General features: G+C 70.0%; 17 protein-coding genes. 13 read left to right on the plus strand and 4 right to left on the minus strand.

What is annotated here, in order from left to right; genetic code table 11:
- Positions 1–8: 8 nt before the first annotated feature.
- From Ssi02_RS14765 to Ssi02_RS14820, 12 genes are all read left to right on the plus strand, one after another.
- Entirely contained in the window at positions 9–863 is an 855-nt protein-coding gene (locus tag Ssi02_RS14765) for a phosphoenolpyruvate hydrolase family protein (protein WP_204025835.1), read from the plus strand.
- On the plus strand, positions 860–1,228 hold the full coding sequence (locus Ssi02_RS14770; RefSeq protein WP_204025837.1) for a cupin domain-containing protein: 369 nt from the start codon (positions 860–862) through the stop codon (positions 1,226–1,228). The genes Ssi02_RS14765 and Ssi02_RS14770 overlap by 4 nt, the downstream gene beginning before the upstream one ends.
- Positions 1,225–2,574: an MmgE/PrpD family protein gene (locus Ssi02_RS14775; protein WP_204025839.1), complete on the plus strand. Its 1,350-nt coding sequence runs from the start codon at positions 1,225–1,227 to the stop codon at positions 2,572–2,574. Before Ssi02_RS14770 ends, Ssi02_RS14775 begins: the two co-directional genes overlap by 4 nt.
- The gene (locus Ssi02_RS14780; protein ID WP_204025841.1) at positions 2,571–3,266 is read left to right on the plus strand and encodes an MmgE/PrpD family protein; all 696 of its coding nucleotides are present in this window, start codon (positions 2,571–2,573) and stop codon (positions 3,264–3,266) included. Before Ssi02_RS14775 ends, Ssi02_RS14780 begins: the two co-directional genes overlap by 4 nt.
- Positions 3,263–3,982 (plus strand): cysteine hydrolase family protein, encoded by a 720-nt coding sequence (locus tag Ssi02_RS14785; RefSeq protein ID WP_204025844.1) that lies wholly within the window; start codon positions 3,263–3,265, stop codon positions 3,980–3,982. The genes Ssi02_RS14780 and Ssi02_RS14785 overlap by 4 nt, the downstream gene beginning before the upstream one ends.
- Positions 3,979–4,281, plus strand: coding sequence for an NIPSNAP family protein (locus Ssi02_RS14790; protein WP_204025846.1), 303 nt, complete (start codon positions 3,979–3,981; stop codon positions 4,279–4,281). Before Ssi02_RS14785 ends, Ssi02_RS14790 begins: the two co-directional genes overlap by 4 nt.
- Positions 4,278–5,798, plus strand: a complete 1,521-nt coding sequence (locus Ssi02_RS14795; RefSeq protein WP_204025848.1) for an aldehyde dehydrogenase family protein — start codon at positions 4,278–4,280, stop codon at positions 5,796–5,798. Before Ssi02_RS14790 ends, Ssi02_RS14795 begins: the two co-directional genes overlap by 4 nt.
- The gene (locus Ssi02_RS14800) at positions 5,795–6,691 is read left to right on the plus strand and encodes an NAD(P)-dependent oxidoreductase (protein ID WP_204025849.1); all 897 of its coding nucleotides are present in this window, start codon (positions 5,795–5,797) and stop codon (positions 6,689–6,691) included. The genes Ssi02_RS14795 and Ssi02_RS14800 overlap by 4 nt, the downstream gene beginning before the upstream one ends.
- Complete coding sequence (locus tag Ssi02_RS14805; protein WP_204025850.1) at positions 6,688–7,632, plus strand: alpha/beta fold hydrolase; 945 nt, start codon at positions 6,688–6,690, stop codon at positions 7,630–7,632. The genes Ssi02_RS14800 and Ssi02_RS14805 overlap by 4 nt, the downstream gene beginning before the upstream one ends.
- A complete protein-coding gene (locus Ssi02_RS14810) occupies positions 7,629–8,120 on the plus strand; it encodes a VOC family protein (protein WP_204025851.1) in 492 nt (163 codons plus the stop codon). Before Ssi02_RS14805 ends, Ssi02_RS14810 begins: the two co-directional genes overlap by 4 nt.
- Positions 8,107–9,402 carry an amidohydrolase family protein gene (locus tag Ssi02_RS14815; protein WP_204025852.1) on the plus strand — a complete coding sequence of 432 codons (1,296 nt, stop codon included), beginning with the start codon at positions 8,107–8,109 and terminating at the stop codon, positions 9,400–9,402. The genes Ssi02_RS14810 and Ssi02_RS14815 overlap by 14 nt, the downstream gene beginning before the upstream one ends.
- A 121-nt stretch (positions 9,403–9,523) precedes the next feature.
- Entirely contained in the window at positions 9,524–9,709 is a 186-nt protein-coding gene (locus Ssi02_RS14820; RefSeq protein ID WP_204025853.1) for a hypothetical protein, read from the plus strand.
- Positions 9,710–9,751: 42 nt separating this feature from the next.
- On the opposite strand, the gene Ssi02_RS14825 is transcribed toward Ssi02_RS14820, so the two are convergent.
- A complete protein-coding gene (locus Ssi02_RS14825; RefSeq protein ID WP_239128912.1) occupies positions 9,752–10,567 on the minus strand; it encodes an SAM-dependent methyltransferase in 816 nt (271 codons plus the stop codon).
- A gap of 256 nt (positions 10,568–10,823) precedes the next feature.
- Here Ssi02_RS14825 and Ssi02_RS14830 point away from each other — a divergent pair, with 256 nt between their 5' ends.
- Entirely contained in the window at positions 10,824–11,189 is a 366-nt protein-coding gene (locus Ssi02_RS14830; protein ID WP_204025857.1) for an Mth938-like domain-containing protein, read from the plus strand.
- Here Ssi02_RS14830 and Ssi02_RS14835 read toward each other — a convergent pair whose 3' ends face one another.
- The 3 genes from Ssi02_RS14835 to Ssi02_RS14845 all read right to left on the minus strand — a co-directional run bounded on the left by Ssi02_RS14835 (position 11,190) and on the right by Ssi02_RS14845 (position 13,590).
- Positions 11,190–11,867 carry a hypothetical protein gene (locus Ssi02_RS14835; protein WP_204025858.1) on the minus strand — a complete coding sequence of 226 codons (678 nt, stop codon included), beginning with the start codon at positions 11,865–11,867 and terminating at the stop codon, positions 11,190–11,192.
- A gap of 631 nt (positions 11,868–12,498) precedes the next feature.
- Positions 12,499–13,080: a flavin reductase family protein gene (locus tag Ssi02_RS14840; RefSeq protein WP_204025859.1), complete on the minus strand. Its 582-nt coding sequence runs from the start codon at positions 13,078–13,080 to the stop codon at positions 12,499–12,501.
- 87 nt (positions 13,081–13,167) lie between these two features.
- Positions 13,168–13,590 carry a cold-shock protein gene (locus tag Ssi02_RS14845; protein WP_204025860.1) on the minus strand — a complete coding sequence of 141 codons (423 nt, stop codon included), beginning with the start codon at positions 13,588–13,590 and terminating at the stop codon, positions 13,168–13,170.
- Positions 13,591–14,194 lie beyond the last annotated feature (604 nt).

The raw sequence follows: 14,194 nt of genomic DNA on the forward strand, positions 1-14,194 counted from the left end.
TTGAGCATATGAGCCGCCAGCGGTATGTCCCGCACTTCCACGACCGGGTCAGGGCCGGTCGCCCCCTTATCGGCGCCGGAGCCGGCACCGGCCTGTCCGCCAAATGTGCCGAGCAGGCCGGAGTCGACTTCATCGTCATCTACAACGCGGGCCGGTTCCGCATGGCCGGGCGCGGGTCCATGGCCGGAATGATGCCGTACGGCAACGCCAACGACATCGTCGTGGAGATGTCGGCCGAGGTCCTGCCCGTGGTGAGCGGGACGCCGGTGCTCGCGGGCGTCTGCGCCACCGACCCCTTCAAGAACATCCCCCTGTTCCTGCGGCAACTGAAGGAGCTCGGCTTCGCCGGGGTGCAGAACTTCCCCTCCGTGTGCCTGCTGGACGGCAGCGTACGCGCCGATCTGGAGGCCACCGGCTACGGCTTCGACAAGGAGGTGGAAATGGTGCGCACCGCCAGGGAGCAGGACCTGCTCACCGCGACGTATGTGCGGACCGAGGAGGAGGCACGGGCCATGGCCGCCGCCGGCGCCGACGTTGTCGTGGCCCATGTCGGGCTGACCGCGGCGGGGCTTATCGGCGCCACCTCCGCCATCTCGATCGAGGAGGCGGCGGCCCGCACGCGGGCGATCCACGACGCGGCCAAGTCCGTACGCGACGACGTGTTCGTCGTGTGCCACGGCGGCCCCATCGCCACCCCGGACGACGCGCAGGAGGTGCTGCGCCGCGCCCCCGGCACGGCGGGCTTCCTCGGCGCCTCCAGCATGGAGCGCATCCCGGCCGAGACAGCCCTGATCGACACCATGCGCCGCTTCACCGAGCTTTCGCTCGCATCGGATATCGAGGAAACGGAGGTTGTGGCATGAGACTGTTCCGCGCCACCGACCTGCTGGCGGATCCGACACCTGTGCCCGAGCCGGCGCGCTTCTTCGGCGCGGCGTTCAGCTCCGCGATCCAGTCGGGGACGACCGACAAGGTCACCACCGCGCTCATCCGGCTGGACCCCGGCTCCCGCGGCCACTGGCACTTCCATGCCGACGGCCAGGTCATCCACGTCCTGCGCGGGACGGGCCTGGTCGGGCGCAGGGACGCCGAGCCGCTGCAGATCGCGGCCGGCGACACGGTGTGGATCGAGCCCGGAGAAGAGCACTGGCACGGCGCCTCCTCCGAGGGCTTGGCGCAGTTCGCCTTCTCCTTCGGCCCGATCACCTGGCTGGAGCCGAGCCCGTGACCGATTCCGGAGCGCCCGCATACGAAGAGGTCGCGCAGGCCTTACTCGACGCCGCCGCGCGACCGCTGCCCGAGGACGCGGCGGCAGCGGCGCGAAGGACGCTCTACAACGTCATGGCGGTCGCGCTGGGCGCCGCCGGCTCGCCCGAGGTGACCCGGCTCGCCACGGCGCTCGCCACCCCGTCAGGCGTGCCCGCGGCGCCCGGGGTGCCCGGCCACGCCGATGCTCCAGGCGCGGCACTGCTGACCGGATTCGCCGCGCACCTCGACGACTTCGACGACACCCACCTGGCCACGGTGATCCACCCGGGCGCCGCCGTCCTGGGCGCCGCCTGGTCGGCGGGCTGGACCGCCGACCAGGCGGGAGAGGGGAGCGGCCTGCTCACCGCCTTCGCGCTCGGCTGCGAGATCCAGCTCCGGCTCGGCCTCGCGGTCACGCCCGACCACTACGAGCGCGGCTGGCACATCACCGGCACCTGCGGAGTGATCGGCGCCGCCGTCACCGCGGGCCTGCTAGGCGGGCTGGGACGCGACGCGCTCGCCGGCGCGCTGCGGCTGGCGTCCCTGCGGACCGTCGGCCACAGGGAGGCGTTCGGCACCGAGGTCAAGCCGTTCCACGCCGGCAAGGCCGCGGCCAACGGGCTGCTGGCGGCGCAGGAGGCCGAGCTGGGCGCGGAAACCGCTGCGGCGCTGCCCGACCTGGGCCATCTGCTGGTGGCGTTCGCCCCCGGGCACCGGAACCCCTCCGTGCTGCTCGACGGCTTCGGGAAGCAGTGGGAGGTCGTGGCCAACACATTCAAGCCCTACCCCTGTGGCATCGTCGCCCATCCCGGCATCGACGCCGCCATCCTGGCCCACCGCCAGGGCCTGCGGCCGGCCGGCATCGCCCGCGTACGCTACCTGTGCCACCCGCTGGTGCCCGAGCTGATGGGCAGGCTTGACCCGCGCACCGGGCTCGAAGCCCGCTTCTCGGCCGTGCACGGGGTGGCGGCGGGCCTGACCCGAGGCGCCGGCGGCCTGGCCGAGTTCGCCGACACGGCCATCGCCGATCCCGAGTTGAGCGGAGTTCGCGCCCGCATCGAACTCTGTCCCGACGAGGCCATGCCCCGCGACGCGGCGGCGTTGGAGATCGAGGCCGTGGACGGCGCCGTCACGCGGTGGCCCGTCGCCCACGCCCGCGGGAGCCTGCTGCGCCCGCTCACGGACGACGAGCTGATCGGCAAAGCCGAGGCCCTCGCCCCCGGCCGTGCACGTGCCCTCTGGACCGCCGTTTCGCGGCTGGACCGCGCGGCGACGTCGGCGCAGTCCCTGCTCGAACCCCTGCCCCAGGAGGTGGATGCCCGATGACGGCTGTCACACGCACATTGGCGGCCTTCGCGGCGGAGGCCGTGCCGGGACCCGCCGCGCTGGCCGCGGCGCGGGGTGCGCTGCCGGGGACAGAGGCGCCCACCAGGTCCGGCGGCGAGGCCGGTCCTGACCGTGCCGCCGCTCACTGGACCGCCTGCGCCGTCGTCCACCACGCCGCCGCCCGCGAAGCCACACCTGGGCAGGCCGAGCACGCGCTGGCCGTCGGGATCGAGGTGGCGCTCCGCCTGTTCGGCTCGCTCGACGGCCAGGTGGTCGGCGGGTGGGACCCGGTCGGCTCCGCCGTACGAGTGGGCGCCGCCGCCGCCGCGGCCCGCCTGAACGGGCTCGACGCCGGACACGTGGCGCGAGCCATTGGCATCGCGGCCACCCAGGCGGCCGGGCTGGCCGTCGTCGAGGGAACGGCGCTCGGCGCCTACCAGCATAAGTACGCCGCAGGTGACGGCCTGCAGGCCGCCCACCTGGCAGGTGCGGGGATGACGGCCCCGGAAACCGGACTGGAGGGCCGCCGCGGGCTGTTCGCCCTGCTGGCGCCGGAAGCCGACCCGGCAGGCGTCGTCCAGGAGCTGGGGGAACGCTGGCTCGTCACCGAGCAGCGTCCCGGCGTGCCCGCGCCGATCGGCGCGGCCCAGTGGGCGGACGCCGTCGCCTACGCCCGGGAGGCCCTCTCATGAGCGCCGCCGGGAACGCGGTCGACGCCGTCGTCAACCCTGCCGTGGACGCGCAGGACCTCGCGGAGCGGCTGCGCCCGGACCGCACCGCGCTGATCCTCATCGACCTCTCCAACGACTTTGTTCACCCACGCGGCAAGGCCGCCGTCGTGGGAGGCAGAGACGTCACCCATGCCCTGCGCATCCTGCCGGCGGCAGCCCGGCTGGCCGCCGCCGCGCGCGCGGCGGGGGCGGCGGTGATCCACTGCCAGCACACGACCCTGCCGGGCGGTGCCGGGGACTCGCCGGTGTGGCGTGACGCCAGGTCGCGGGCCAGCTACTCGGCCGAGGACATCTGCCTGGACGGCTCGTGGGGGCAGGCGATCGTGGACGAGCTGGCTCCCGAGCCGGTGGACCACGTGGTCAAGAAGTACCGCTACGGGGGATTCGCCGGCACCAACCTCGAACTGGTGCTGCGCAGCCTGGGCCGCGACAGCGTCATCTGCTGCGGCGTGTCGACGAACGTCTGCGTGGACACCACGGCCAGGGAGGCGTTCGCCAGGGAGTTCTACGTGACGATCCCCTCCGACGCCTGCGCCTCCTGGGACATGGACCTGCACGCCGCGGCCCTGGCCACGGCCGAGCGGCGTTTCGCCCGGGTGGCCGCCGTCGAGGACGTCGTGGCCGCCTGGGCCCGGCGCCAGGGCAACCGATCGCAACCGACGAGGACAAGCACATGATCGCAGAACTGCGTTTCTACACCATCACGCCAGGGCACACCCAGGCGCTGCTCGACCAGTTCACCAATACGAGCCTGCCCCTGTTCGCCAAGCACGGGATCGCGGCCGGCGGTCCTTGGCTCCGCCGGCTGACGAAGGGAGAGCAGCTTGTCTACCTGCTGGAATTCGCCGATGAGGACGACAGGCAGCGGCGCTGGACCGCTTTTCGCGAGGACCCCGAGTGGCGTGAGGTCGTCGCGTCGGGCGCGGGCCAGGTGCCGCACGTCGCCGGATCCGAGATCGTGGAGCTGATCCGATGAGCCAGATCACGCTGGAAGGCGTTCGCGCCTACGGCCACCACATCGACGGCGAGCGTGTCGACGGCCCTCCGCTGGAGCGGCGCGACCCCGCCAGGAACAAGATCGTGGCGACTTGCGCCGCGGGCGGCCGCGCCGAGGTGGACACCGCGGCGAACGCCGCGGCAGTCGCGTTCGCCTCCCCCGTCTGGCGGCGGATCCCCGCCCAAGGCCGGGCCGAGCTGCTGGAGACGCTGGCCGGCCTGCTCGAACGGGACGCCGACCGCCTCGCCGCGCTCGACTCGCAGGAGGTCGGCAAGCCGCTGCGGTTCGCCCGCGGTGACATCGCCCTGGGCATCGGCCACGTCCGCCACGCCGCGGCGCTGGCAAGGACGCAGAAGGGCGACTCCTATACCGGCCTCGCCCCCGGCTACACGGTGCTGGCCACCAGGGAGCCTGTGGGTGTCGTCGGTCTCATCACCCCGTGGAACTTTCCGGCCCTGATCACGCTGCAGAAGCTGCCGTACGCCATCGCCGCGGGCTGCACCGTGATCGTGAAGCCGTCGGAGTTCACCTGCAGCAGCAGCCTGGAGATCGCGGCGCTGTGCGAGGAGGCGGGCCTGCCGCCCGGAGTGGTGAACGTGGTGACCGGCACCGGCCCGGACGCCGGGGAGCCGCTGGTCACCCACCCGCTCGTCGCGTACGTGTCCTTCACCGGCTCGACCCGGGTCGGCCAGGCCGTGATGGCCGCTGCCTCCACCTCGCTCACTCGCCTCGGCCTGGAACTGGGCGGCAAGACGGCCAACGTCGTGTTCGCCGATGCCGACCTGGACGCCGCAGCCGACGCCGTGGTCTTCGGCGCGTTCGCCAACCAGGGCGAGTCCTGCGTGGCCGGCTCGCGGCTGATCGTTGAGGCGGCGATCGCCGAGGAGTTCACGGCCACCGTCGTCGCACGGGCGGGCGCGCTACGGGTCGGCATGCCCGACGACCCGCGCAGCGACATCGGCGCGCTGATCCACCACGAGCACCGCGCCAAGGTGCACGCCGCGGTGCTGGCCGGCACCGCGGCCGGAGGGGAAGTGTTGTCGGGCGGCCGGGCTCCTGACAGTCCCGAGCTGATGGAGGGCGCCTTCTACGAGCCCACCGTGATCGGCTCGGTCGGCCCGGGGTCGCCGGTCTTCACGACGGAGATCTTCGGCCCCGTGCTGTCGGTGACCTCCTTCGGCTCCCCGCAGCAGGCGCTCGCACTGGCCAATGGGACGCCCTATGGCCTGGCGCACTCGGTCTGGACCTCCAACCTGGACCGCGCCTTCGAGATGGGCCGCGGTCTGGAGGCAGGCACCGTATGGGTGAACACCACCAGCGACGGCTCCCCCGCCTTGTCGTTCGGTGGTGTCAAGCAGTCGGGGTTCGGGCGCGAAGGCGGCGAGGAGGGCCTGCGGGAGTTCACCGAGTACAAGACTCTACAGTTCCGGGGCGAACCCCGGCCGAGCCCGTTCCGCGCCCGCGGAGACGACAGCACAGGAGAAGATCAGGCATGACGGAGTCCGTGACAAGGGCCGTCGGATTCATCGGGCTCGGCGCGATGGGACTCGGCATGGCCGCCAATCTCGTCAAGGCCGGGCACGCGGTCTACGGTTACGACCCCTCAGAGGAGCGGCGGGAGCTTGCCGACGCGGCCGGGATCACCCTGGTCGGCTCGCCGCGTGAGGCGGCCGAGCGCGCCTCGGACGTGGTGTTCTCCGTGGTCCGCGACGCCGCCCAGACCCAGGCCGTGCTACTGGGCGAACAGGGCGTGGTCCGTGCCGGCGGGCCGCGGACCGTGGTCGTGGCGAGCACCTTGGACCCGACCACCATGGTCCGCCTGGAGGCGGATCTCGCCAAGCACGGGGTGACCGCCGTCGACACCACCATGTCGGGCGGTCCCTGGGGCGCGGAGGCGGGCACTCTGACCCTGATGGTGTCGGGCGCCGGGCAGGTCTTCAACCGGCTGCGTCCGCTGCTGGACGTCATCGGCGCGAATATCTTCCACCTGGGAGAGCGCGTCGGCACCGCGCAGGCCACCAAGCTGGCCGTGCAGCTCACGTTCGGGATCAACATGATGGGGGTGTTCGAGGCCATCCGGCTGGTCGACGACTACCAGGTGGACGAGGACGCGCTCATGGCCGCGCTGTCGGTGAGCGTCGGCGGTAGCTGGGTCGTGGACAACTGGCGCCGGGTCAAACCGTGGTGGGAGCACTACCGGGCCGGCGAGGACCTCGACATCCTGCTCAAGGACATGCGGGCGGTGCTGCGCGAGGCCGACGCCGCGGGCTTCCCGATGCCGGTTACCGCGCTCTCCTTCCAGCTCATGCGGCACGTGTGGCCCGCCTGGGCGGCCCTGAAGGAGTCGGAAGGCGCTGACGACCGGACCTGCGAAGGCCGCGACGAGTGAGCCCGCGCACCGAGGCCGTCAGCCCTGACGGCACCCGCCTGGCCGTCGCGGTGGACGGAGCCGGGCCGCCCCTGCTCTTCCTGCACGAGGTGGCCGGCGACCTGGACGACTGGGAGCGGCAGGTGGAGCACTTCGCCGGCCGCTACACCTGCGTGCGGTACAACGCCCGCGGCTACCCGCCGTCGGACGTGCCCACAGGGCCGCATCGCTACGGGCAGCACGCCGCGGTTCAGGACGCCCTGTCCGTGCTGGACTCGCTCGGGATGTCCGCCGCCCACGTCGTGGGTCTGTCGATGGGCGGCTTCTGCGCGCTGCACCTGGCGCTGGACCACCCCGGCAGGTGCCTCAGCCTGACTGTGGCGGGCGCGGGCTACGGCTCCGCGCCGCACCAGCGGGCCGGTTTCGCCGAGGAGGCGCGCACCGCGTCCCGGCTGTTCGCGACCGACCCGGTCGCCGCCGCGAGCGCTTACCAGGACGGACCCACCCGCCGCCAGTTCAGGCGCAAGGACCACGCCGCGTGGCGGGCGTTCGGCGCGCGGCTGGCCGCCCGCGACCCCGTGGGCATGTCCATGACCTTCGCCGAGGTGCTGGCCCGCCGCCCTTCTCTGTACGACCTGCGTGACCGCCTGAGCGAGCTTCGCACACCTACGTTGCTCGTCGTCGGCGACGAGGACGACGGCTGCCTCGACGTCAACGTCATGCTCAAGCGCACGATGCCCGCCGCGGCCCTGCACGTGCTGCCGAACACCGGCCACACCGTCAACCACGAGGAGCCCGAGGCGTTCAACGCGCTCCTCGATGTCTTCCTGGAGCAGGTCACCGCAGGCCGCTGGCCCTCCAGGGACCCCGCCACGCTCGGCAGGGGGCTGGTCGGAATGGTGAACGACACCTCCGCGCCCTCGCCCGCCTCCGTCCGGGCTTCTTCTAAGGAGATCTCATGACCGAACCCACCCCTTCCGGGCAGCCCGTCGTCCGCCAGCTCCGGCTCGTGGTCGAGGCCGAGGACTACGAGGCCGCGGTCGCGTTCTACCGCGACGCCCTGGGACTGCCCGAGCAGGCCGCCTTCTCCAGCGGCGACGGCCGCGTGGCGATCCTGGAGGCGGGCCGGGCGACCCTGGAGATCGCCAACCCGGCGCAGAAGCGGATGATCGACGAGGTCGAGGTCGGCCGCCAGGTCTCCCCGCGGATCCGGGTCGCCTTCGAGGTGGACGACGCCAAGGCGGCCACCGACCGGCTGCTGTCGTCCGGCGCCACCGAAATCGCGCCGCCCACGGTGACGCCGTGGCGGTCGCTGAACTCCCGCCTGGACGCGCCCGCCGAACTCCAGATCACGCTGTTCCAGGAACTCCTCCCGCTCGACGAGCGCGAGTCGCTCGGCGGCTTCGGCACCGACGGCGAGGGCAGGAACGACGCCGATGCCGGATCCTGACCAGGTGGCGGGTTCCGGCTCGCTGAGCGGCCCCGACCCGCTGGTGATCCGCAACGCGCGGATCCTCGACTCCGACGCCTTGGTCGACGTCCGCATCGACGGCGGTCACGTGGTCGCCGTCGGTGCGGTCCCGGCCGGGCGGGAGGAGGTCATCGACGCCCAGGGCGGCCTGCTCGCTCCCGCCTTCGTCGAGCCGCACTTCCACATCGACAAAGCACTGAGCTTTCCAGGACTGCCGGCGGCAATGACCCAGGCGGGGCCGGTCGAGGCGGCGGTCGAGCGCACGCGGCTGGCCAAGGCCCGCTTCACTCCGGACGACCTGCGGGGACGTGCGATGCGTTCGATCGAGCTCGCCGTCGGCCACGGAGTGGGAACGCTGCGCGCCCACGTCGACGTCGACCCGGTCGGCGGCCTGCGGGCGCTGGAGGTCATGGCGGAGCTACGTGAAGACTGCCGGGATCTGATCGACCTCCAGTTGGTGGCCTTCCCGCAGGAGAGCATCGTGCGGGACGGTGCCGCCCGCCGCCTCCTCGGTGCGGCGCTGACCTCCGGGGCCGACGTCCTGGGCGGGGCGCCGGATGTCGAGGAGCCGCGGGATCGCAGGCGGCATATCGAGCTGCTCGTCGAACTCGCCCGCGACCACGACGTGCCCCTCGACGTGCACTGCGACTACAGCTACGACCCGGCGCAGCGCGACCTGCTGTTCCTGGCGGAGCAGACCGTCGAGGCCGGGTTGACGGGCCAGGTCAGGGCCGGTCACTGCTGTGCGCTGGACGCCTACGACGACGATGTCGCGGCAGAGGTCGTCGCCGCGGTCCGGGCCGCCCGGATCGACATCTGCGTCTGCCCGATGGGCAACCTGCTCCTGGTGGGCGACGGCGCCCGGCCGCTCGGCCGGGGTGTCGCCCGGCTGGACACCCTGCTCGCCAACGGGGTCACGGTGGCGGCCGGCAGCGACAACGTGCACGACATGTGGTTCCCCTTCGGCCGCCTGGACCCCGCCGAGGTGGCCATGGTGACCGCCGTCGCGGCTCGGCTCTGGACCGACCGGGCGGCCCGGCAGGTCTTCGACATGGTGACGGTCAACGCGGCTCACTATGTGGGCGCGCCTGCCACGGGTGCCTGGGTGGGATCGGTCGCAGACCTGGTGCTGTTCTCCGTCGGCACCCTGCATGACGTGCTCAGGAACGCACCCGGACGTCGCACCACGATCAAGCGCGGGCGCGTCGTGGGCGGGTCCGAGTCACGGGTGTGGACCCGGCGCGGCCCGACCTGGGCTTGATCTTCCACCTTTCTGTACAAGTCGCGCTGCCGGTGTGGTTTCTCGCTTGATGGTTTCGCCGACGTCGTAGCGTGGTGCGGGTCGACGGCTCGTCGAGCCGACAGGCCGCCCGGGGCCGGGCTTGCCGGGTTTCGAGCTTCTCGCCATGCGCAAACTCGGCCTGGCGGGCGCAGGGGAGATCGACTGGCGTAATCCGCGTCTGGTGTGTGTGGCCGGGGACTTCAACCGCTACGACGAGCACGCCGCGGGCCAGATCAACCGGTCCATCGAGCTCGTCCGGTATCACGAGTTCGGGGTGAACCCCTAGGCGGTCACCCCGGACATCGCCTCGGCCGCGCGAAGCTCATCTTCAGGGTTGTCTTGCCACCAAGGCGAGGATGCCGGGCTTGTCGGGGTCGAAAGGCACGGGCTCCTCTGTGTCGGCGGGGCGCCACGCGTGGACGGGGACGATTCCCGGCTCCAGCAGCTCCATGTCCTTGACCAGGGCGGCGAGGTCGTCCGGTCCGCGTGAGGTGAGTGAGCCCGTGTTGGTCGCGCGGTAAATCCGTTGGCCCGCCTCGCGGGTCATCGTGTCGGCGTCGCCCTCGAAGGCGTGGCTGACGATGAGGTGACTGCCCGCGACGAGTTTTCCCCTGATCACATCGATGATGTGTGCCACCAGGTCGTGGTCGGAGATGAAATGCAGCATCGCCACCATGAGTACGGCCACGGGCCGGGTGAAGTCGATCTGCGTGGTGATCTCGGGGTTTGTGAAGAGTCGTGCCGGCTCTCGCATGTCGCCCGCGACGACTGTCGTGCCGGGCGAGTCAGCCAGAAGCGCGCGGCCATGGGATAAAACGATGGGATCGTTGTCCACATAGACGACGCGGGCCTCCGGGACCACACGATGTGCCACCTCGTGCACATTCTCCTGCGTCGGAAGCCCGGACCCTATGTCCAAAAACTGACTGATCCCGGAGCGGGCCGCGTGGTCGACGGACCGGGCGAGGAAACCCCTGTTGGCCAGCGCTATCTCCCGAATCCCGGGTAGCAGCCGGATGAACTGCTCGGCGGCCTCGCGGTCCGCTGCGAAATGGTCTTTCCCGCCGAGATAGTAGTCATACATCCGTGCGACACTGGGGACGCGGGGATTGATGCCCGCCGGAATGTGCAGACGCTCGGACACAGTGATCCGCCCTTTCCTGGCCTCAGGCGGAATCGTAGAGACCCGGCTCGGCATTGTGAATCACTTACGTGGTTGACAAGTGCTCACCGCAGCGGTCTGAAATAGATTGTCCAGGCACGGTCATCGGTTTTCAACGGCATAAAACATTGTCATGGGCATCCGTGCGTGTAGAGTCGCGCCGGACGAAGGAGTCATCTCATCCCGGTGCGGCCGGCACACATCGCACCGGCCGGCGCCGACGCGGAGGGCAACGGCAGTGAAAGGCTCACCCCGGATCAACCATCTTTCCTCCGGCCTGATGGAGGTCGACGGGCTTGAGCCGGGGAAGGACTTCAAGCTCTATCCCGGGGGCGGCCGGGAGTGGGACTGGGGGGAGACCGGCACCCGGCACAGCCCCGGCGTTCAGCCCGCCGACGTCATGGAACTCCTCGACCACGGATGCACGGTGATCGTGCTGAGCAGGGGCATACAGTCGCGCCTGGAGGTCATGCCGGCCACCGTGAAACTGCTGGAAGAGCACGGCGTCGCCGTGCATGTCGAGGAGACCACCCGGGCCGTCGAGATCTACAACCGGCTCGCAGGCGGCGAGCAGGTCGGCGGGCTTTTCCACTCGACCTGCTGATCAAGGCGCGACGACCTCACTGGCGGGGTGCACTCCCGCGTTCACGAGTTTCCGGCCGCCGAGGGGTGCGGCGAGTTCGAGGGTGTACGGCGTAGCCGGGTTGCCGATGCAGGTCTGCGGTTTGCCGTCGTTGACGGGTTCGACCCCGATGACGACACGCACCTCGGCAGTCGTCTCCTCCAGGGCGACCAACCGAATGCGCCCGTCCGCCGTCCGGCCGCTGACACATTCGCCTTCGGTCACGAGAAGGGGCACGCCGTTCCCGCTGGGCGCGGCGGCGGGGTTGAGCGTGATGTCGACGTCGTGCAACCCGGAAAGCACACGCTTGAGGTCACACCGCGAAGACTTCTTCAAATGCCAGCCCGGACGGCCTTCCGCGTCGGGTGGGCCGAAACGTTCGATCACACGCACCTCGTGTGTGAACAAAGAACCCTGTTCACGCTTGCCGGGCGGGTCCAGAGGCCGGACGAGCGCCACCCGTTCGCCGCCCTCCTCGATGACCCGCCAGGTCGCAGGATCGCCGATCGGAGAAACCTCGGTGCCCCGCAGCGCCGCCTGCCCGTTCTCGCCGAGCGTGCTCGCCAACCGGCCATTGGCCAGCACATCCAGGGGCACCTCGGTGCCGTGACACGCATAGATCACCTCGGCCGAACCGGTCGAGTCCGTCGAACCGGTCACCGTACCGCAGCCTGCGAGCAGCGCTAAGGGCCAATCAACCGCCACATTCGTCCCATACACGGACCACGTCCCCCACGGCCCAGGGGTTCACGAGAAACCCGCGCTCACGGAAGAGGACGCGCGCATGTAACCGCGAGTCGCTGCGGAGAATGGCCCCCGGGGATTTGTACGGCACAGCCATACGGACGCGGGATGAATGCCTACGCCGGGCTGGACCCCGATGGGAATGTTCTCCCCGAGCGCTTACCCAAGTGGATACAAACGGCGAGGTGCGCCTCGATGGGAAAGCATTAGGTGACGCCGCCGCGCCTAGGCCATGGGCATGGCTATGCCAGAGGGAGACGGAATGGTGCCGCCGCCGCGCCGGGGCGTTGGTGGGATCGCGCTGCGCCGTGGGCATCGTTGTGCCGGGGGAGACAGACGGCAGGGCCGCCTTGATGGGAAAGCTCTAGGTGACGCCGGGCGTAGGGGGATTGTCCTGCGCCGGCGGCATGGTTGTCGGGGGGAGCGAGATGTGATGGTGCCGATGCCGCGCCGGGCATAGGTGGGCTGGACCTGGGCCGTGGGCATGGTTTTGCCGGAGGGAGGCGCGATGGTGCAGCCGCAGCGCCCGGCGCTTGGTGGGATCGCCCTAGGCCGTGGGCAACGTTGTGGTGGAAGGGGCCGTGATGGTGCCGGGAGGTGGCGTGAGGGTGCTGGGGGGTGGCTGGACGGCGCCGAAGGTGCTGTTGACGAAGAGCAGTGGTTTGCGATCTTCGGCGAGGGAGTCGAAGGCTTTGACATTGCCGACGACGATCCAGTGGTCGCCAGCCTCATGGATGCGGTCGATGGTGCAGTCGAAATAGCTGACCGCCGAGGGGAGCACCGGCGATCCGGTGTGGGGGCCGGGAAACCACTCGATGCCTTCGAAGGCCTCGTGGCCGGAGGGCCGCTTCGGGTTGGCGAACCAGCGGGCGAGTTTTTCTTGGCCCTCGCTAAGGATGCTCACGGCGAAGATGCCGGAGTCGCGCATCTGGCGGAAGGTGCGGGACTTGTCGCTCATGACGGTGAGCAGGAGTAAGGGTTCCAGCGACACCGTGACGAAGGCGTTCGCCGTCATCGCCTGCGGCACGCCGTCGGAGATGGTGGTGAGTAAAGTGACGCCGGTGGGAAGGGTGCTCGACACCTGGCGGAATCTCGCGGTGTCGAACACCGGGCCGGCCTGAGAGTTCATGGCTGGCGGATCTCCTTCAACGAACGGTTCCTCCAGTCCCCTCAAGACCGGTCCGGCCTCATGGGAACGGCTTGCGCCCCCCGCGTGTTATCCGTCGACCCAGCCGTGTTCCTCGGCGAACTTCGACAGGGACCTCCGCACAGCGACGATCTGAGCTCCCGTGAGCTCCGGCACGACCTCAAGGATGAGCTCGGTGACCTCGTGCTGGAATTCCTGTGCGGTGAGCACGTCACAGGTGTCGTCGCGCTCGCTTATGGAGCGGGTCGAGGACGGCGTGCTCGTTGCTATTTTTTCGGGAATATCCCCGTTGATAATTTGAACGTCGAAGGCCTTGCGGCCGCGTTCCCCCTCCAGCGTCTTAAAATGAACCCGCTTACCGATGCGCAGGTGCGACTTGACCTCTTCTTCGAGGGCGGAAGCGTGAATGAAAACGTCTTCCCCGCCGTCGTCCGGCTCGATAAACCCGTAGCCGCGGTCGCCGTCGAACCGCACTACCACCCCGGTCGCCATTGTCTCCTCCAGCTCAGAACACCCAGATGGCCTTGTGGATCTCCAGCGACCCTCAATGCCGGTTCTGAGTAAACCCGATCATCCTACTGTCTGCCACCCCTAAAGCGAACGACGAGCCCGTATCCCCTATTCCGCCGGTGCCGCGGTGCCTCTGTGGCGGGTGCGGAGGTGTGTGGTCCGGCGGTAGGACGGGTGTAGTCCCAGGTGTGAGTGTTGAGGCTGAGGGGGTGTGCTGCATGGAAGGTGCTCTTCGCCGGTAAGGGTGTTTTCGGGGTTGACGTGTGAGTGGAGGGTGCGGTGGTGCGGAGGAGGGGGATCCGGCGGCGGTCACGGTATTCGGTGGTGCCCACCAGGCGTCCCATATGAATACAGGCGCAATCATCCGAGATTTTACGTGGTCGTATCCCGGATGGTCGATGCGGGTGTTTATGCGGCCGAAGCCGATGACGTAATCAGCACTCCCGCCGGCGGTATGCGGTTTGATTAGGTGAAACGGGTGTCCGGATGGGAGAGTGGTCTATGCCGGGCTTGTCGATCGGTGACTCGAGCCATGAAACACGGCAAAGATGCCTAATCGTGCACAGAACCACACGAAGGGTGTCTT

Origin of the sequence: Sinosporangium siamense (genome assembly GCF_016863435.1) — a bacterium.
Taxonomy (GTDB): Bacteria; Actinomycetota; Actinomycetes; order Streptosporangiales; family Streptosporangiaceae; genus Sinosporangium; species Sinosporangium siamense.